At 50.2% G+C, this 20,201-nt stretch carries 14 protein-coding genes; 1 reads left to right on the top strand and 13 read right to left on the bottom strand.

Translation table 11 applies throughout. The features are described from left to right. From FPE01S_RS09285 to FPE01S_RS09265, 5 genes are all read right to left on the bottom strand, one after another. Window positions 1–4,254 carry a PAS domain S-box protein gene (locus tag FPE01S_RS09285; RefSeq protein WP_046368401.1) on the bottom strand — a complete coding sequence of 1,418 codons (4,254 nt, stop codon included), beginning with the start codon at window positions 4,252–4,254 and terminating at the stop codon, window positions 1–3. A 98-nt stretch (window positions 4,255–4,352) separates the two neighbouring features. Further along, on the bottom strand, window positions 4,353–5,807 hold the full coding sequence (locus FPE01S_RS09280) for a peptidylprolyl isomerase (RefSeq protein WP_245623968.1): 1,455 nt from the start codon (window positions 5,805–5,807) through the stop codon (window positions 4,353–4,355). Window positions 5,808–5,899: 92 nt separating this feature from the next. Then, window positions 5,900–8,905, bottom strand: coding sequence for a translation initiation factor IF-2 (infB, locus tag FPE01S_RS09275; RefSeq protein WP_245623967.1), 3,006 nt, complete (start codon window positions 8,903–8,905; stop codon window positions 5,900–5,902). A 51-nt stretch (window positions 8,906–8,956) separates the two neighbouring features. After that, on the bottom strand, window positions 8,957–10,204 hold the full coding sequence (gene nusA, locus FPE01S_RS09270) for a transcription termination factor NusA (protein ID WP_046368399.1): 1,248 nt from the start codon (window positions 10,202–10,204) through the stop codon (window positions 8,957–8,959). 11 nt (window positions 10,205–10,215) lie between these two features. Continuing rightward, a complete protein-coding gene (locus tag FPE01S_RS09265; RefSeq protein WP_046368398.1) occupies window positions 10,216–10,686 on the bottom strand; it encodes an LSm family protein in 471 nt (156 codons plus the stop codon). 212 nt (window positions 10,687–10,898) lie between these two features. Between FPE01S_RS09265 and FPE01S_RS09260 the strand changes: the two genes are divergently transcribed. Next, window positions 10,899–11,162 (top strand): hypothetical protein, encoded by a 264-nt coding sequence (locus tag FPE01S_RS09260; RefSeq protein ID WP_046368397.1) that lies wholly within the window; start codon window positions 10,899–10,901, stop codon window positions 11,160–11,162. Here FPE01S_RS09260 and FPE01S_RS09255 read toward each other — a convergent pair. The 8 genes from FPE01S_RS09255 to FPE01S_RS09220 all read right to left on the bottom strand — a co-directional run bounded on the left by FPE01S_RS09255 (window position 11,159) and on the right by FPE01S_RS09220 (window position 20,144). After that, complete coding sequence (locus FPE01S_RS09255; RefSeq protein WP_169749149.1) at window positions 11,159–11,764, bottom strand: HAD family hydrolase; 606 nt, start codon at window positions 11,762–11,764, stop codon at window positions 11,159–11,161. The genes FPE01S_RS09260 and FPE01S_RS09255 overlap by 4 nt on opposite strands. Window positions 11,765–12,306: 542 nt before the next feature. Continuing rightward, window positions 12,307–13,113 carry a 3-keto-disaccharide hydrolase gene (locus FPE01S_RS09250; RefSeq protein WP_245623966.1) on the bottom strand — a complete coding sequence of 269 codons (807 nt, stop codon included), beginning with the start codon at window positions 13,111–13,113 and terminating at the stop codon, window positions 12,307–12,309. 74 nt (window positions 13,114–13,187) lie between these two features. Next, window positions 13,188–14,690: a crotonobetainyl-CoA--carnitine CoA-transferase gene (locus FPE01S_RS09245; protein WP_046368395.1), complete on the bottom strand. Its 1,503-nt coding sequence runs from the start codon at window positions 14,688–14,690 to the stop codon at window positions 13,188–13,190. 16 nt (window positions 14,691–14,706) lie between these two features. Continuing rightward, complete coding sequence (locus FPE01S_RS09240) at window positions 14,707–15,135, bottom strand: L-rhamnose mutarotase (RefSeq protein ID WP_083990193.1); 429 nt, start codon at window positions 15,133–15,135, stop codon at window positions 14,707–14,709. A gap of 9 nt (window positions 15,136–15,144) precedes the next feature. Continuing rightward, window positions 15,145–16,455, bottom strand: a complete 1,311-nt coding sequence (locus FPE01S_RS09235; RefSeq protein WP_046368394.1) for an alpha-L-fucosidase — start codon at window positions 16,453–16,455, stop codon at window positions 15,145–15,147. 13 nt (window positions 16,456–16,468) lie between these two features. Continuing rightward, window positions 16,469–18,121: a sodium:solute symporter gene (locus FPE01S_RS09230; RefSeq protein ID WP_046368393.1), complete on the bottom strand. Its 1,653-nt coding sequence runs from the start codon at window positions 18,119–18,121 to the stop codon at window positions 16,469–16,471. After that, a complete protein-coding gene (locus FPE01S_RS09225) occupies window positions 18,118–19,344 on the bottom strand; it encodes an enolase C-terminal domain-like protein (RefSeq protein WP_046368392.1) in 1,227 nt (408 codons plus the stop codon). The genes FPE01S_RS09230 and FPE01S_RS09225 overlap by 4 nt, the downstream gene beginning before the upstream one ends. 20 nt (window positions 19,345–19,364) lie before the next feature. Continuing rightward, the gene (locus tag FPE01S_RS09220; protein WP_046368850.1) at window positions 19,365–20,144 is read right to left on the bottom strand and encodes an SDR family NAD(P)-dependent oxidoreductase; all 780 of its coding nucleotides are present in this window, start codon (window positions 20,142–20,144) and stop codon (window positions 19,365–19,367) included. Window positions 20,145–20,201 lie beyond the last annotated feature (57 nt).

Genomic DNA, 20,201 nt, shown 5'->3' with positions numbered 1-20,201 from the left:
TTACTCTGCTTTTGTTAGGGTCACGGGCAAATCAATAATCAGCTGGCAGCCTTTTCCCGGGGCGGTATTTACCTGAACCTCGCCGTTAAAGATGGCCGCCCGGCTGAGAATATTCGACAAACCTACGCCATCTTTTAGTTTAGCAGTGGTTAAATCGAAACCTATTCCATTATCTGTTATCTCCAACCGGATTATTTTGGGCTGTGGGAAGATAGCAATAATAAGTTGGGTAGCCCTTGCGTGCTTGAGCACATTATTCGCCTGTTCCTGTATGATGCGGAACAGCATCAGTTTTTGCTTGGGGTGTAACAGGAGGTCGAGGTTCGGATCGTATTTAAAACTTATTTCCAGCTGTTTGGTCAGGTGGATATTCTGTACAAGATCATTTACGGAAGAGATCAGTCCCAGGTCACTGACACTCGCCGGCATGAGCGAACGGCTGATTTTTCGGATTTCGTTAATCGCGCTCATAATTGTATCCGAACTCCGGCGGATCATCTGACGTTGAATGGAATTATCATTTTCCGCCACCTCAAGGAACAATTTGGCAGTACTCAGCAACTGGTTGACATTGTCATGCAGTTCTTTCCCGATCTCGGCCCTTTCTGATTCCTGAACGTCCACCACCGCCTGCGCGATCTGTTGCTGTTTGTGAATTTCCTGCTGAAGCAGTTGCTCCTCCATCGTTTTCCGTTCGGTGACATCTTCGCAGGAACCGATCATCCTGATCACTTTACCATGTTGATCGTACAGGCAATAACCCTTGTCAATCACCTGAGCATAAGTGCCATCAGCTTTCAGGAAGCGGTATTCAGCCGTGAACAACCCCTTCTTCCCTCCTGAAGTATATTGGGTAATATTCGCCAGTACGCGTTCCCGGTCGTCAGGGTGTATTTTGTTTTCCCAGTTCATGGAGGAGCCTGGATAAAACTCAGACGGATAACCGAAAAGTGTTTTAAATCCCTCGCCCCAGAAAGACACTTGCTGTTCCGCATCCCAGTCCCAGATCGCTTCATTGGCGGCCCTTGTAGCCAGCAGGTACCGTTCATTGCTGATCCGGAGCCTTTCTGCTGCCTGCCTGTTTTCCATGATCATGGTGAATGTATGAAGGGCGCGGGTGATAATCCATTTTTCATCAGGAAGTGGTGCACGCGCCTGCTTGAAATACAGGCTCAGGATACCGAGTACCTCACTTGAACTGCTGATGATGGGAATTGACCAGGTTGCCTTGATGCCCATGGCTGCTGCAGACATCCTGGTATCTTCGGCAAGGTCACTGGATGCCATATCATGTATTTCGACGGGCTGCCGTTGAATCATGGCCCTGCCACAGGTAGTCAGCGCAGGATCAAGGGGCGTAGTGTTAATCCAGTCTTTGAAACCGGGAGGCATACTGGGCGCAGCCAGGAAAACAGACTCCCTGCCATTGTGTTTTACGAGACAGATGGCACCCAGCATATGCCGGCAAAGCTCTTCCAGCCGGCGCAAAAGATGATCTGCAATATCCGCCAGGTCCGCCTCTGACCCGGCATGCATTTCAAGCACTTCTTTTTCAATCTGCAACAGGCTTTCCTGGTGTTTTTTATCCGTCGCATCTTTGAAATAGATAAAGAGGCCGTCTTCATATGGGAATGCACTCACGTCAAACCACCGGTGGAGCGATTCAACATACTGCTCGTAGCGTATCGTACGATTTTCTGTGACCGCTTTATTTAGGTAGTAGAAGCTGTCGGATGTGGTCGCATCAGGAAATAGTTCCCAGGCGCTTTCACCCACTCGCAGCCCGTTGACCTGGTGTAGCATGTCCTGCGCCACATTATTGAACATGGTAATCCGGAAATCGGGACCAAGGGCGATAAATCCGTCAGTAATGCTATGCAGCATACTGGTGATCTTATCGCTGTATTGCTTCAGTGTGTTTTCAATTTCAATATATTCGGTGATATCGCGCAGGCTGAGCAGTATCCCCCTGATATTTGGATCATTGAGTTTACTCTGCCCTTTCATTTCCATCCAGCACCATCGCCCGTTGGAGTGCAGTACCCGCAGGGGTAACACGAGTTCATGTACAGGATCGGCAGCCAGTTTCCTGATGGCGTTATTGAATGACTTCTTTTCTTCGGGATGAATGATCGTGCGGCAGAACTCCCCCAACAGATCTGCTTCCTTGTAGCCCAGGTTGGCTTCAAGGCTTGGGGTGGCATAGGTCAGTCTTCCGCTGGAATCCACCAGGAAAACAATGTCGAGCGAGTTACGAAAGAGTGTGCGGAACCATTCCTCGCTTTGGCGCAGCTGCACATCATGCCGGTTTTTCTCCACCACACTGCTGATGGAAGATGCGAAAGTGATGAGCGAGTTGCGGACGTTCATGCTCCAGCGCTTCTCTTCCTGTTTGTGTCCGCAACCAATAATACCCCAGCTGCCATCTGGTGTTGAGATAGGTGCCACCAGCAGGGATTTATATCCTACGGATGACATCCATTGTTTACGGCGCGTATTATTTTCGGTGCTGATATGGTATTCGGCCACCTGACCAGTCAGCAGGGCAGCGGCGCCTTCACACAGCACTGATTTCTCCTGCGGGGTAAGCACTTTGTTTCTGCACCAGATATGGAACTGGTGCGCATGCGCACCATCTTCACTGAAATAAAACAGACTTTCGACCTGCATAGCATCGCCCATTACGGGGAAGGACTGGTCCAGCACCTGCTCCATCGGAATTTCGCGTAACAGTAACCGTGAGGCATGGGCCAGTGCCGATGAGAGTCGGTCCTTTTCTACCAGTAACTGTTCTGAACGCTTCCTTTCCGAGATATCTCTTGAATTGGTCTGGATATACATCACCTCGCCATGATCCATGATCGGTTTGGCAACAGACTCCAGCCACACCCAGGAGCCATCCTTATGCCTGAAGCGGTATTGGGTAGAAGGCGATTCAATGCCCAGGAGGATCAGCTGAAGGGTGTCACGAAGCGAAATGGCAGAATCATCAGGGTGAAAGTACTCGTAAGGCGAGCGGTTAACGAGTTCTTCCGGCTCGTACCCCAACAGGCTTTTTGAGGCCGGAGAAACATACACATAATCGCCGTTGGGGCGGTGAAGGCAGATCATGTCGCGGGCATATTCCGACAGGAAGCGGAATCGCGCTTCACTTTTTGCCAGCTCCTGCTGCGAGATCTTCTGATGCGTAATGTCTCTTGCGGTAACGTGGATACCAACCGGTACACCCTCCTTAACGATCAGGCGCGAGCTGATCTCAACTGCGATTCTTTTACCACTGCGGGAGATGAATTCTGATTCGTATATCGTCGTATTGGTATGCCGTTCCGCTTTCAGCCTTCCCTGTTTGATCGCTTCGCCCAGTTTTTCAGGGGCAAAGAAGAGGTGGGAGGAGCGTCCAAGCATTTCTTCTTCATTATATTCCAGTAAGGCTTCAGCCATCCTGTTCATGGAGATGATATTGCTGTTCAGCTCCACGATGTAAATAATATCATTGGCATTCTCAAACAGATCGCGGTATTGCTGCTCACTTTCCCGGAGACTGTTCTCCAGCTTCCGCTGGCTGGTAATATCCGTGATGATGATGAGCATACCGACGATCTCGCTGTCCGGGGATAATACCGGTGTAAAGCGGCAGGCAAACCATTGCATGGTTCCCGGTAACTGGTATTCTACCTGGCCATTCTGTTTTCCGTTGAAACAATCCTCCACTCCACCCAGCAGGAGGTCTGCCAATGGCGTGAAATAATTCCGGATGGTGATGCGGATATCCTTACCGAGAAATGCTGATGGCTGCACATATAATTTCGAAGGATCACGCACCCAGAAGTTCAGGCAGTTGCCATGACGGTCAAGTTCGAATACGATATCATGAAAGGACGCGACGATCAGTTCGAGTTCCTTTAGCCGGCCTTCCACCCTGTCTTTTTCTGATGCAGGAAAACCGTACCATTGGTATTGACCTTCCTCCGGGATCACTGTCCAGTATACAGGGAGCAGGCTTTCTTCCCGGATCCTGACAGAAGCGCGAAAACAGACGGGTTCCCTGAACCGGGTTGCGATCCTCAATGCTTTGCTGGCATTGGAATCAAGATGAACCAATGAATCGATGGGAGTCTTCCGTGATGAGGGATCATGACCGGATAGCTGGATGAGTGTATCAGAGCATTGCAATACGAGCGAACTTTCATCCGATACAAAACGGTAAGGGATGTGCTGGTCTTTCTTGATAGCAGACTGGCTCGTGGCGATCATTGCTCAATATAATCAAAGTTTTGCGGTTTATCGAGCGCCTCCGGCAAATGGAAAAGCCGCCCGGTGGCGGCTTTGGTTATTTCGAAAGGAGTGATGAATTACTGGTTTTTCGTAATGTTCTGCATCCAGGTGTTCAGTTGCGGGCAACTATTGAAATCACTATCAATCTGGAGATAAAATGTCGGGATTTTGCTGTTGAACCACTTTTCCACTGCCTCGGCCTGCTTGATATCCAGGGCCCGTTCAGCAATCTTGTTATAGTCGTCCTTCAGGTTTTCGCGGTGAGGTTCAGTACGGCTTTTCAGGTAAATGATCCTTACCGATTTTTTTCCCCGTTCGTCAGTAAAGGCCCGGGGGGCGGAAAATTCGCCCGGTTTCAGATCTTTCAGGCCAAGCACCAGGTCTTTGTCCAGCTGATCGATCGTACAAGTTGAACCATTGCCACATTGCCGCATACCACCGGTGAATTTAGCTTCGTCGGCATCACTGTACCGGGATACTGCCTCCCCGAAAGTCAGTGTTCCGCTCGTCAGGCGGCTCCGGACGGAATCCAGCTTGGCGATCACTTCATTGGTTTCGGTATCAGTAATCTGGGGGATTTTCAGGATATGCCGCACGGTAGCATCATCTCCGGCACGGCTGACCATCTGAATAATGTGGTAACCGAATTTTGATTTGAATACCGGTGAAACCTGCCCCTCCTTCAGCCGGAAGGCATTGGCGATAAATGCAGGGTCCCAGGCTTTTTCCGTACGGTTAATATTGTACATGCCGCCTGTCTGTTTACTGCCGGGGTCATCTGTATAGAGGCTTGCCAGGGTCTCAAATTTCTTCGAACCGCTTTCTACCTGTTTTTTGAAATCGTTTAGCTCTTCAATAGCCAGTAATTCAAGGTCACGGCTCGCTTTCGGATAAGCGACGATCTCCCCTACCTCGATCTCCATCTCGTAAAAAGGCAGTTTGTCCACGGGGATCTTTTCAAAATAATCCTTCACTTCCGTTGGGGTTATTTTGACCGTAGAGACGATTTTCTTACGCATTTCCTCTGCCTGCTTGCGTTCTTTAAAGGAGGTACGGAAATCTTCCTTGATCTGGTATACTGTACGGCCGGCAATCTGCTCCAGGGCATCTTTGCTGCCATACATCTGGATGAAGCCCCTGATCTGGTTGTCAAGAAGTGCTTCTATCTCTTCCTCGCTGATGGGAATGGAATCCTTTTCAGACTGCAGCACCAGGGCTTTCTGGGCCAGGGCAGCTTCCATCACGTCACAGGAAGTCGGTACGCGTACCTGTCCCTGGTTTTGTTGCTGTTGCCGTTGCGCGTCAAGTATAGCGTTATTGATATCAGACTGCAGGATGATCTTATCCCCCACCACGCCAATGATTTTATCGGCAACCACTTTGTGAACGGAACCTGTGGCAGCAACGGCGGCAGTATCTGTACTGGTTTTTGCCGTAGTATCCTGCGCAGTTGCGGAGGAGGCATTCAGGCAGAAGGCAGTCATGGTCAGCAATGCCGAAGCCAGGGAGTAAATGGATAAAAATCGCTTCATATTGGGGTTATCGCAGGCACCAAATTAAAACAGGAGACGCGCTCCTGTTTCTATTGATGATGGTTTTAACAAAAAGATAGACCTGTTACCGATCAGAGGGTTCTCTTCACTTCTTCTTCCTCGATGGCCACGATGGTGTCACCCACCTGGATATCGGCGAAATTCTTGATCGTGAGACCGCACTCATAGTTGTTGTTCACTTCCTTCACATCGTCTTTAAAACGCTTCAGGCTGCCCAGTTCAGCAAAAGCACCTTCTGTACGGGGGTAGATGAGTACGCCATCGCGGAAGAGACGGATCTTGCTGTCGCGCTTGATCTTGCCTTCTGTAACGAAACATCCCGCAACGGTAGCCTTGTCAAACTTGTACACTTCACGGATCTCCACGGTAGCCACTTCTTTTTCCTGAACTTTCGGCTCAAGCATGCCCTCCATCGCGCTACGGATCTCTTCGATAGCGTTATAGATGATGCTATAAGTCTTGATCTGTACGCCTTCGTTTTCGGCAATCCGGGCGGCCTGGTTGGATGCCCTTACGTTAAAGCCGATCACAATGGCATCGGAAGCTGTGGCCAGAAGCACGTCACTTTCAGTGATGGCACCCACGGCTTTATGCACAACGCTTACCGCGATCTCCTGGGTACTTTGCTTGATCAGGGAGTCGGACAACGCTTCTACGGAACCGTCCACGTCACCCTTGATGATCAGGTTAAGCTGTTTGAAGTTGCCCAGCGCCAGACGGCGGCCAATTTCATCCAGCGTGATGTGTTTCTTCGTACGGATACCCTGTTCGCGGAGGATCTGAGCCCTGCGGCCGGCGACTTCTTTCGCTTCGCTTTCATCCTCAAATACGCGGAAGGTTTCACCTGCCTGCGGTGCACCGCTGAGACCCAGGATCAGTACCGGGGTGGATGGTGGTGCATCATCAAGTCGTTTGTTCCGTTCGTTGAACATCGCTTTCACCCGGCCATAGAACTGACCGGATACCACCAGGTCACCCTGTTGGAGTGTTCCGTTCTGAACCAGCACAGTGGTCACATAGCCGCGTCCCTTGTCGAGGGTCGCTTCAATGATCGAGCCATTGGCTTCGCGGTCGGGATTAGCTTTCAGGTCAAGCAATTCAGCTTCCAGGAGGATCTTTTCCAGGAGCAGGTCAACATTGAGGCCTTTTTTGGCACTCAGTTCCTGGCTTTGGAATTTACCACCCCACTCTTCCACCAGGATATTCATCTGGGAGAGTTGCTCGTATATTTTCTGCGGGTTCGCCCCGTCTTTATCAATTTTGTTGATGGCAAAGATCATGGGAACACCGGCAGCCTGTGCGTGGCTGATGGCTTCCTTGGTCTGTGGCATCACGGCATCGTCAGCCGCGATCACGATCACCGCGATATCGGTTATTTTGGCACCACGGGCACGCATCGCCGTAAACGCTTCGTGACCAGGAGTATCGAGGAAGGTGATTTTCTTTTCGTTCGGAAGGTCCACCGTGTAAGCACCGATGTGCTGGGTGATACCACCGGCCTCACCGGCAACTACGTTGGCACTCCGGATATAATCGAGCAAAGATGTTTTACCATGGTCAACGTGACCCATGATGGTTACGATCGGAGACCTTGGTTTCAGGTCTTCCGGACTATCCACCACTTCTTCGTCTTCCATGTCTTCCATATCGTCGATGCCGATGAATTCAACATTAAATCCGAATTCACTGGCAACCAGTTCGATTACTTCCGCATCAAGGCGCTGGTTGATGGACACCATCATACCCAGGTTCATACACTTCGAGATAACATCGGCATAGCCTACATCCATCAGGCTGGCGAGTTCGCTTACGCTGATGAATTCAGTTACCTGCAGTGTAGTATCCTGCATTTCGTTGCCTTCCTGTTCTGCCATACCCTGGCGCTTCTCGCGAAGGCGACGGGATTTCACGCTGCGGCCTTTTCCGCTGCCACCGGCCATCTTGGCCTGTGTCTGCCGGATCTTTTCCTGGATCTCTTTCTGATCAATCTCCTTGACCTCACGCGGTGCGGGACGGCCTCCACCACGGTTAGGTCCGCGGTTAGGTCCATGACCGCCACCCTGCTGACCACCGGGGCGCTGGAAGCGGTTGCCACCACCCTGGCCCTGTTGGCCGGGACCGCGGAAACCACCCTGCTGACCCTGCTGTCCCGGGCCGCGGAAACCACCCTGTTGGTGACCACTAGCCTGCTGGCGGGTGATATTCTCACCCTTCTTGTCTATCGGAATGCGTTTCCGCTGGCGCTTCGTGTCAGCAGCGCCTGCACCCTGGCCCTGACCCTGTTGTGCCGTTGCACCGGGCTTGGGACGTGTATCGCTATCAACCGGCAGCTGGATTTTACCCATGATTTTCGGGCCGGTAAGGCGTTCTGCCTGGATATTTTCAACAACGGGCGCTGAAGGCTCTTCCGGAGCGGCCGGCGGAGCCGGTGCCTCCGCTGCAACGACAGGTGGCGGAGCGGGCGCTTCGACCGGCGGAGGCGGGGGTGTTTCAGCCTTTTCAGCCTTTTCGGGCTGAACCTCGGGCGCAACCGGTTCTTCCACTTTTTTGAATGTCTTTTTCGGACGTGTAGAAGAGTCGATTGCCGAGAGGTCAATCTTATCTATGATTTTCGGGCCGGTCGGTAAAACTGGCTCCACTTTTTTGATTTCAACAGGCGCCGGTTCTTCCTTCGGAGCAGGAGCTTCTGGTTTGGGAACCTCTGCCACTACCGGTGGTTCAGGTGCCTTTTCAATAACGGGTTCGGGCTCAGGTGCGGGCGCCTCCACAGGTTCGGGGCGCGGCGCTTCAACTACAACAGGCTTTTCTTCTTTAGCCGTCTCTACCTTTTTCACTTCCTTCCGGAACAGCACTTCTTCGTCTTCGCGTTTCTTCTTTTCCTGTGAACCTTTAGGCAGGTCAATCTGATCGCTTTTGATCTTCGCCACCTTGTCTCCCTGAAACTCACGCTGGAGGGCATTGTACATGTCCTCCGTGAGCTTCGACGTGGGCTTCAGATCCTCACGATCAAAACCTTTGCTTGCCAAAAAGTCCACCAGCGTATCCTTGCCGATGTTGAACTCCTTGGCGGCTGCCATTAATCTGGGTGTTGTTGTTTCTGCCATTTAATTTTTCTGAGTAAACAGATATTATTCTTTTTCAAACTCGGCCTTCACCACGCGCTTCACTTCTTCGATGGTTTCACGCTCGAGATCAGTTCTTCTCTCTAATTCGTCAACTGTAAGGTCCAAAACGCTGCGTGCAGTATCACAACCAATACGTTTCAGCTCATCAATGATCCATGTATCGATCTCGTCGCTGAATTCGTCGAGGTCGATATCATACTCTTCGGCTTCACCTTCATTGTCGCGGAATACATCGATCGTCAGATCGGTTAATTCCTGGGCCAGTTTGATATTGACCCCTTTACGGCCGATGGCAAGGCTAACCTGGTCGGGTTTAAGGAATACGTTGACGTGGCGCTTCTCAGTATCCAGTTCCATACTGGTGATCTTGGCGGGAGTAAGCGAACGCTGGATCAGCAATTGCTGGTTGTTGGTCCAGTTGATCACGTCGATGTTTTCATTCTTCAGCTCGCGTACGATACCGTGAATCCGGCTGCCCTTCATTCCAACGCAGGCACCAACGGGATCGATCCGGTCATCATAAGATTCAACAGCAACTTTGGCACGCTCACCGGGTTCGCGAACGATTTTTTTGATCACGATCAGACCGTCGAAGATCTCAGGTACTTCAATTTCAAGCAATTTAGCCAAGAAAGACGGACTGGTGCGAGATAAAATGATCACAGGGGAATTATTTTTTAACTCCACCTTCTTCACCACGGCGCGGATGGTCTCTCCTTTCTTGAAATAGTCCTGGGGAATCTGCTCGCTTTTCGGGAGGATCAGCTCATTGCCTTCCTCATCCAGCAGGAGGATTTCCTTTTTCCAGACCTGGTAAACTTCAGCGTTGGTGATTTCTCCCACACGGTCGCCGTATTTCTTCACCAGTACGTTCTTTTTCAGGTCGCTGATCCGGCTGGCAAGTGTCTGCTTGGCTGCCAGGATCGCCCTGCGGCCAAAATCAAGGATCTCAACTTCTTCATACAGCTCTTCACCCACTTCATAATCAGGCTCGATCTTCCTGGCTTCACTGTAGGCAATCTCCGCAAGCGGATCTTCAACAGCGCCATCTTCCACGATGGTCCGCCTGCGCACGATCTCGAGGTCACCTTTTTCCGCATTCACGATAACGTCGAAGTTGTCGTCGGCGCCATATTTTTTCCGGAGCAGGGTCTTGAACACATCCTCCACCACTTTCATCATCGTGGGGCGGTCAATGTTCTCCGCCTCTTTGAAATCCTGGAATGCTTCGATCAGATTGATACTTGCCATTGTAGAACTATTTAGAAAACTACCTGAATTTTAGTCTGTTTGATATTATCAAATAATAAAGAGTGATTTACCACTTCCTTCTTTTTGTTTTTGCCCCTGGTTTCTTCCAGAACGATACCATCCTCCGTGATTTCCTGGAGCAGGCCCGATAGTTTCGCGCCGTCATGGAGGGTCACCTCGGCCATCCTGCCCTGGTTTTTCTTGTACTGGCGCCACATTTTCAATGGCTCATCCAGCCCCGGCGAGGAAACTTCAAGAGAAAAATCCCCCTCCGGAAACCAGCCGGCTTCTTCGATCTTTTTGTAAAGGGCACGGTTATAGTAGGCACACCGGGCGATGCTCACCCCATTATCAGCGTCCAGGAACACTTTGATGTTGTTGGTTGGCTTCACACGGAGTTCCACCAGGAAATATTCCGGCTCCTCTTTCAGCAATTCCTCCAGGAACTGGCTGACTTCCTTAATCAGTGTCTCGTTTGTCATGGAAATAGAAGAAGGGAACGCTTCCGTTCCCTTCCGTTGATTCTTTAACCGACGCAAATGTACGGTATAGAAAGATTGCTTCCAAATTCTTTCCCCCCGGTATGAATGCCTGGTGCCATCAGGCAAACAGGCTGTTAAAATCGCCTGGTTTTCACCGAAAAGTCGCCGACAGTTCGGTAGACCGGGTACCGCGAACGTATCTTTGCATGGCTATGTTGAAAACCTTTCTTCTTGTTTTGCTGGCCTATATCGCCTACCGCTTCATTTTTGGTTTCGTTGTTCCCGTAACGAAGGCCACCCGGAATGTTCGCCGCCAGTTCAAAGCAGCCCAGGAACAGATGGAGGAACAAATGCGGGCGCAACAGGGTTACCAACCCGGGGAAACCCAGGTAAACGCCAATGGTTCCGCCAATCAGCAGGGTTCCGCCAGGGAAATAAAAAAAGACTATATCGATTTTGAAGAAATCAGGGACTAAAACCCTTTCAGCCCCGTCACTTCACTGGTCAGGTGTATACCATGAAGGCCGGCAGCCCTTGCTCCTTCCACATTCGGCAGCGTATCATCAATAAATACTGTTTCTTCCGCCAGCAAACCTGCATCTTCCAGGAGATCTGTATAAGATTGCGGATAGGGCTTCCGCCTTCCGAATACATGCGAATAATAGGCTTTTTCAAAGTAACTGTCGAACGGACGCCCCGGAAATTCATTATTGAATGTCACCTGGAAGGCATCGTGGTGGAAAGCATTGGTATTACTATAGAGGAATATGCGGTAGCGATCCGATAATTTCTCCAGCCAGCTGACTCTTTCTGCAGGAAAATCCAGCAACATGGCGTTCCATGCCGCAACGATTTCCGCATCTGAACGGGTCAGGCCGGTTTCTTTCCGGAAATGCCTGAGAAAACTTTCCTTGTCCAGTTTCCCGGTTTCCAGCTCCTCGAAAAGCGGTGATGCCTTAAACTGGGAAAAATGGCTGTTAAAGTCAGGCAGGCCGATCGCTGTAAAAGCAGCTTCCGTTCTGGGAAAGCTGAGGTTCAGCAGTACGCCGCCGAGGTCGAGTATTACATTCTTGATCAAAACTGTAAGATTATCATTCAAATATAAGCAACCGCGGATTTGGGTACTATTGGAGGGTTACCTTCACCCACTTTCGGGAATTAAGGAAGAGCATTGCGCTGACGGTATTTCGGTCGTGGGACGCAATTTCAGCTGTTCTTTATTTCAGGAGGTGAGCCCATTATTTTGCCTTATGAGCCCATTATTATGGCCAATGAGCCTATTATTCGGGCAATTTGAGCCTATTGGTTTTTCCGGCCCGGCCCGTGCCCGGTATTGCTGATCAACCGGAAATGCTCTTTTCCAAAATGGAGGCAATTTTCAGAATCGCCTGAAACCCTTATCCACAAAGGGATTATTAGTATCCGGGGCGAGTTACCGCTCATTCCCTGGTCTCGACCGTGTCTTCGTCACCGAAGCTTCTATTGCGGGGAACTATTATTTGGAGGTCATTTTCAAAACACCGTCTGCCGTTTGTCTGCCGTTTTTCTGCCGTTTGTCTGCCGCTATTCGAAGTACCAACCTTGCACCTTCCCTGCTTCAACCATTATCCGACGAAGGGTTCATTTACCTTTCGGCACAGGCAGTTCGCGGATCGCCACTCTTCTGAAATCCACCGGCTGCCCTTCACTCTGAAGTGCAATGAAGCCGCTGTGTAACAACTGGCCGTCCTTCTTGATTGCCGGATCGTAATTATGCACCACCCCGCCACCAATCTGTGGTTTATAATACCGCAACACAGTATCCCCATTTATGATATGCGTGATCATGGAATCGCCCAGTACAATGGCTTCGGCATGCACCCACTCATTTAACTTGTAAGTTTTGGCGGAGGACGTGATACAATGGCGGGGGTCAATTTTTCCCTCGTATACTACATCTGTCCCCGGCGAACACATACACCCGGTCGGCCTTGGCGCTCCGTCGTCAAGCCCGGCAAGGAACTGTAATTCCACGGAAATCGGCCAGTCCTGGTCAACTTTCATGGTCCGCGGATCCTGAGAATGCATCATCACGCCACTGTTGCGGATAGCATATTCTGGTGCGGATTTAAGAAACTCACCGGTAATGCGGTAATCCACTTTAAGATGATAGTAGGAATAGGGTGTTTTATAGTACAGGTGCCCGAACTGATCGTTAAAGTCCCCATACTGGTCATAACGCACTTTGATCATCCCGTCTTCCACACGAAAGGTGTTCCCGAAATTAACTCCGGCCGGATGATGATTGATCTTGACGATCCAGTCCCTGATGTCCTTACCGTTAAATAATTCAATCCACGGATTGGCATCGGGTTTCAGATGCGGGGCAAATGAGCAGGCTGAAACGATCAGCACCAGTGCCCAGCGGGGCGTCAGATTAAAAGCCACAGTCGTCGGTTTAGTCAATAAAAAATGCCGCAACAAAGTAGGCTTTGTTGACGGCATTCCCATTTATCCGACACCTATTTTTTCTTCAGGGTGTTAATTACACAGATCTCATTGATGGAGGGCGTGCCATTAGTTCTGATGACCCTGAAGCGAAGTTTTCCGGTCGCGTAGCTGCGCGGCAGGCGGATCACCTTGCAGTCACCCATTGGCTGGTCGCCGAGAAAGATTGTTTCCCATCCGCCGTTAACTTCAATATCGACTGCATATTCCTGTATTCGCGGAACGCGGATATTGGAAAACCCATCGGGCAGATCTCTGAAATCCTGGTATTCGAATATGCTGATCTTATTAAAGGTCTCCGAAGGATCCAGGTTCATCACCAACGACGCAGTACTATCCGTCGCTGCTGCTTCCCAGCGGCTGTCAAGTTTTCCGTCATTGATGGCGCCCGCCTCAAATGGGCGTTTTTCTCCTTTTCCGCTACTGCTGGCCGTTACCGGCTGGTTGAAAGAAATAAATCTTCCGTTTTTAGGAAGCGGTTTTTTCAGCGCAAGACCAAGTCTCTTACCAAGCTCAATGACAGCGTTGGCTTCATATTCCCTTATCCTGCCGGAAGCATCCGGTGGCACATTTACCACGAGACTGTTGTCATTGTCGGTACACCAGTAAAACAGTTCTTCCAGCTCATCCTGGTCGCGCACGGGCTGCTGAACGGATTTCTGAAACCAGTTCCAGCGCTTGCTGAGGCAGATCGTGTGCTCAAATGGCATATAGTACGATTTGCCCTGGTGCAGGTATTGCTTCTTGTCGAATTTTGTAATGAGCTTGGGATCCCAAAGCCGGAAGTCGCTGGGAAAATACTGGAAGAAATATTTATTGTCTTCCGTCATATTGGAGGGAACGGTAAAGTGCCGTTGTCCCTCTTCATTAACAATCGTATGGTTCACACTGACCGCACAGGCGGGATTGTATTTTTTAACGAGCTTGTATACCTGGTCAACGCCCCAGTCGCCGGGCTTTCTGTCCCAACCGCCATCCAGCCAAAGCTCACAAATGGTACCATAGTTGGTGAACAGCTCGGTCAGCTGGTTCAGCATATAATTGATATACTGCTGTGGGTCCTTCTCCTTATAGGAAGGCTCATGCCGGTCCCACAGGGAATAATAAATGGCGAACTGAAGACCATACTTTTTGCAGGCTTCGGAAACCGCTTTCACCACATCTGTCTTAACGGGAGCCGACCCCACATCATAGGTAGTGTATTTACTGTCCCAGAGGCAGAAGCCATCATGGTGTTTGGTGATCAGTAAGACATACCGGAAACCTGCGTCCCTTGCTGTGCGTACCCACTGATCCGGATCAAGGTGGGTGGGATTGTACTTTTCAACCGGAGTGGTGCCATCAGACCATTCATCATCAGTAAACGTATTGAGGCCAAAGTGCATAAACATGCCATAGCCTCTTTTGATCATTGCGGCCTGTGCCGCATTGGGTTTGGTACCGGGCTCCTGAATTTGTGTAAATCCTTTTGTAGCGATCAGGGCAAACAACGCCATGATCCATAGTCGTTTATTCATATCAGATAATTCATTTTTATTTCAGATAAAATACTTCCTCCATGGTTGTCCATGTTTCATTTTTCAAAGCGGCTTCGGGAAGCGGCTGCTGCAGGGGCGCAGTTTCTTTCCACCATAATTGGGTGGTGCTGTCTGCCGCCATTTTCATCATATCGGCTTTAAAATCTTTACCGGTATATTCAAAATAACTGAAGAGATAATACTGCCCACCAATCTCCTTCTGGTAAATCGAATAATTGCGGATATTACAATCTTGAATTTTGCTGACCACTCCAGGCCAGATACTATCGTGCAGCACTTTATACTTACCGATCTTATCAGCCTTTATACCCGTGACCATTCCATACCGGACTGCCGTCACTTCTGCATTCCTGCAGGAAGACGACAAGATGGACAGACAGCACACCAGCAATAATATTTTTTCAGACAATGAAGCAAATCGCATGTACTGGAATTAAGGTATTAACGGAAGATTTTCAGCAGAGCCATCCAGCTCGAGCCGGATCACATAGGGTAACCGGTCCGTCCGGTCAGGAAGTGGCACAGCTATTCCGGCACCATTTACTCCGATAGTCAACGAACCACCACCAATAATGGAAGCATTTTTTACCGCCCGGCCAGGAATTGGCTTCAGGACCAATGAAGCCGTATCGGTTTTCAAAACAAAAAGAAATATGGTATTGCCTTTTCTTGTTGTTGCATACACCTCATTGGGTTCATAAGGACCGCCGAGGGTATTGTATACCGCTTCCCCGTTTTGTTTCAGCCAGGCTCCGATCTCGCGAAGTCTTGTCGCCTGCCTTGCCTCCACCCGGCCGTCTGGCATGGGACCGATATTCAGCAACAGGTTGCCGTTGCCGCCTACCGTTTGCGCAATGATGGACAGGCATTGGTTCAGTGATTTCATTGGATCGTTTGGTTTCCAGGCCCATTGTTTGCAGATGGTAAAACTGCTTTCCCAGGGTGTTTCCATATTAAGCTTCCCCACTATTTGTTCCGGCGTGTCGTAATCGCCCACCATTCTAGACAGGTCAATCTTTTCATTTGACATTCCTGCCATTACCTTACCCAGCCTGTTGTTGGTGATCACATCCGGCTTGAGTTTTTTAAGATAGGCATACATGTCGCGCCCCATCGCTTCCGTCCAGGGTGACTCCCACGCGCCATCAAACCACAACATGTAGGGATCGTATTGCGTGATCAGTTCTTTCAACTGATTTTTCATGAACAGCACATACCGGCTCATATCCGAGTTGGTATCCGGTGCTTTCTGGGAAGGGCTGTGCATCGGGTAATCGGGATGATACCAATCGAGCACGGAATAATAAATACAGAATTTGAGTCCCCTTTTCCGGCAGGCTTTCGCCAGTGCACCGACAATATCCTTTTTGTAAGGAGTATTCTTGATATTGTAGGAAGTGAATGCCGTTGGCCAGAGGCAGAAACCATCATGGTGCCTTGCTGTTATGGTAAGGTATTTCATTCCAGCAGATGCAGCGAGTGCGGCTATGGCATCAGCATCAAAAAGAACCGGATCGAACTCTTTATAGAGTGAATCATATTCAGCAGCCGGAACCTGGTCCCCGCGGGACCATCCAATTTCAGTACCGCGCAGGCTTACCGGCCCCCAGTGAATGAACATACCGAACTTCCTGTTCTGAAAGTCCCTGATAACAGCAGCAGGCGTTTTTTCCTGTGCTGCGGCGGAAAGAGCCAGCAGGGCAAGGACACCCACCACTAAATGCTGCTTAATTCTGTTGATCATATACAAAAATGAATTATTGAAATATCCAGTACAATACTGCCATGATTGCGAGCAGTAAAAACGACAGGAATTTATAGTTACCCGGCCCGGGCCATCCCTTTGCTGAAAGCGGTTCGCGAAATGATTTCCAGTATAAGGTTTCGCTGTCTGCAGTATGCTGAACAGGAAAAACAAATGATAACACTACCTGGATCAGTACACAGGTGATGAAAAGGTAAAAAGCCATGATCATAAAGGAGATTTTAGCCAATGCCGTTTCAGGCGCCAGTTTACCGATAGCAAAGACCAGTGCACCCAGTGCAGAACCAATCCACAAGGTACAGGCAGCGGCTTTCCCGGAAGCTTTCTTCCAGAATATACCTAACAGGAACACACAGGTGATGGGCGGTGCGATATGGGCGATAACATCATTGATTCCTGCAAACAAGCTTTCATACCGGTTGAGCAAAGGAAGCAATGCGATTGACAGCAGCAATGCAATTCCGGCTGTCCAGCGGCCGACTTTCACCAATTGCTTTTCAGGTGTATCGGGCCGAAACCTTTTATATAGATCATAGCTGCCGAGCGTTGCAATTGAATTCAATGCTCCGGCGATCTGGCTCATGAGCCCGGACAGCAATGCGGCCACCAGGATCCCTACCAGTCCGGGTGGCAACAGCTGCGTGATCATCAACGTATAGATGCCTTTGGAATTCAGCTGTGTTGTTCCATCTGGTGCCAACTGTTGCAAACTGCTCAGGTCGAGCGCATGCGTCTTATACAACGCAAAGGCACAAAGTCCCGGAAGAACAAAAATGAAAACCGGTAATATTTTAATAAACCCGCAGAACAGTGCGCCTACCCGTGCATGATTTTCATCCTTCGCCCCGAGTGTCCGCTGAACGATCGTCTGATCGGCACACCAATACCAGATGCCCAGCACCGGGTACCCGAGAAAAACTGCCACCCATGACATCCCACCGGGATCACCCGCAGGCCGCAGCATATCGATCTTGTCCAGCGCCTGGTGGGCGGCAAGAGTAGATTTCATTTGCTCCCAACCGCCCACCTTGTTCCAGCAGAAACAGGTGATAATGATCGCCCCGCCGATCAATACAATGCTTTGGATCGATTCGGTGACCACCACTGCCTTCAACCCGCCAATGATGGTATACGCACCGGTCAGCAGGGCAATCACAATGATCGCCGTATACATATTGATGCCAAATAACGTTTCGAGCACAATACCGCCGGCCACAAAGGAAAAAGCAATATGGATGATGATGGCGGATATGATCGAAATGAAAGCCAGCCAGTCGCGGCAGGCACGGTTGTATCGTTTTTCCAGGAAGTCCGGCAAAGTGGAAATGCCGGAACGGATATAGAAGGGAACAAAGAAAAGTGCGAGCAGGATGAGTGTAAAAGCTGCCATCCATTCAAAATTGCCGTTCAGCAATCCGGTATCGAAACCACTCTGGGCAAGGCTGACAAGGTGAAGGCAGGAAATATTGGTGGCGAATAAAGCCAGGCCGATCATAGGCCAGCGCAGGCTCCTGCCGGCAAGGAAGTAGCCTCCTGGCTCACCCTGACTGCCGGCGGCTTTTTTGTTCAGTCCGGCAAAGAGGCCGACGGCTACGATGGCGACAATATAGCCAACGGCGATCCAGGTATCAAGACGTCCGATCATAAGGGTAACAGATCACAACTGCTGCCCGCTTCCTGAGGGGTGCGATAAACACCATGCTCAATGTTAACGGGATGCACAAAATATTGTTTGAGATGGGGAATATGTTCAAGGAACAGTGCTTCATGCCCCATCACGATATGATTCGCCAATACAAGGTGTTGGTGCAACTGGCCCATATCGCCAACATGGGGTACAACAGGAACACCAAATTTCCGGCAAAGCAAACTGACCAGCAGGAATTCGCTTACACCCCCCACGCGCACGGCGTCGACCTGGATAAATCCTGCACAACCGGTCTGGAGGTAGTTCTTGAATATTATGCTATTGGGCACATGCTCCCCCAGCGCCAGCTTAAAGGGTTTGATGGAGTCAGCCAGCACCTCGTGCGCAAGAATATCGTCAGGGTGAGTAGGCTCTTCGATCCAATAGGGATTCATGTCGCGAAGGCGATTACACATCCTGATCGCCTGCGGAAGGCTCCATTGCTGATTAGCGTCCAGCATCACTTTTATGGTATTGCCGGCAGCTTCCCGCACGAGCATGGCGCGGCGAACGTCACGGTCTTCATCAGGAGAGCCCACCTTAAGCTTCAAGGCACGAAAGCCCTTGTCTACTGCAATGCGGCAGTTCCGCACCACTTCCTCATCTGAATAGTTGAACCAGCCTACTGAAGTATCATAGGCAGTGTACCCTTCACGGAGAATGGCTTGCCGGTTTTCGCGTTGTGCCTGTTCCCGCTGCAACATTGCCAGTGCATCGGAAGGAGTAAGAACCTCATCGAGATACGAAAAATCCAACAGGTTGATAATAGCTTCGGGTGAAAGGTCAACCAGCAGCTTCCACAGGGGAACGCCGCGTTTCTTTGCCCAGAGATCAAAACAGGCATTGGTTACTGAAGCGAGTGCGAGGTGTACCACACCTTTGTGCGGGCCCAGCCAGCGGAATTGCTGTGCATTGGCGAAACACCTGAACGTTGTTCCGAAATCCGCCATGATCTCTTCAATGTCTTTCCCCACCAGTTGTTCGGCGTAGAACTGAATGGCTTTGCAGACCAGCTCATTGCCTTCTCCCAGGGTGAATGCGAGGCCTGTTCCGCTGATGCCGCTATCATCCATAAGCCTGGTGACGGCATAAGCATATTGCGGGTTCTTATGTACAGCATCACTGCCTGCACCATTCAGTAAGGGAAATCTTCTGTCTTCAGTTGCTGTTCTAAGAATCATTTCAGGTTTGATAGTTGCTTTTAGTTGGTAAAACGATAACCCAGCTCTGCGCCTCCGCTTACGGGGAGGATACAGCCGGTGATGAACCGGGCAGCATCACTCAGGAGGAAAGTAGCCGCATCAGCGATCACATCTCCATCTGGCATTTTTCCGAGCGGGTGAAGTTTGTCGAGGTATTCCCGGATAGCAGGCGAATTTTCCTGTTCCAGGCTCCAGGCACGCAGCATCGGGGTATTTACTGCAGCAGGTGCGATGGCATTTACGCGGATGCCAAATGCTGCGTAATCCAGGGCCATGGCTTTGGTCAGCGCATTGACGGCTCCTTTGGTGGCTACATAAGCAGCATGGTTATGCTGCCCGATCTCCCCTACCAGCGAGCTGGTATGTAGTATACAACCCCTTGAAACTTTCAGCAGGTTTATACCATATTTCGTTGTCCAGAAAATTGCCTTCAGGTTGACGGACATTAACTTATCCCATTCGGTTTCAGTCGTTTCATGAAGTGCCAGGGATGGATGAGCAAGACCGGCATTATTATGTATTGCATCCAGCCTTTCATACCGTTTTTCAATAGCCGAAAACAGCTCCTTCACAGATTGCTCACTGGTCAGGTCTGTTACAAAGTAACTGTGGTAATCGCCTTCAAGCTCCGCCAGCTTTTCCTGTCCGCCGGCACTGATATCGGCAATGATTACATGGGCGCCGGCCCGGGCATAGGCTTTGGCGCATTCCCAACCGATGCCATCAGCCCCGCCCGTGAGCAGGATAACTTTTTGTGAGAGAATGGTTGAAGGGGGCATATTGGTCATATTACAAAAATCGGCAAATAATGGGAGGAGGCCATTCTTAGACAAGGA

The organism is Flavihumibacter petaseus NBRC 106054 (genome assembly GCF_000974785.1).
Taxonomy (GTDB): domain Bacteria; phylum Bacteroidota; class Bacteroidia; order Chitinophagales; family Chitinophagaceae; genus Flavihumibacter; species Flavihumibacter petaseus.
Note: the sequence above shows the minus strand (reverse complement) of the source record. Positions and strands in the feature narration are given on the sequence as shown.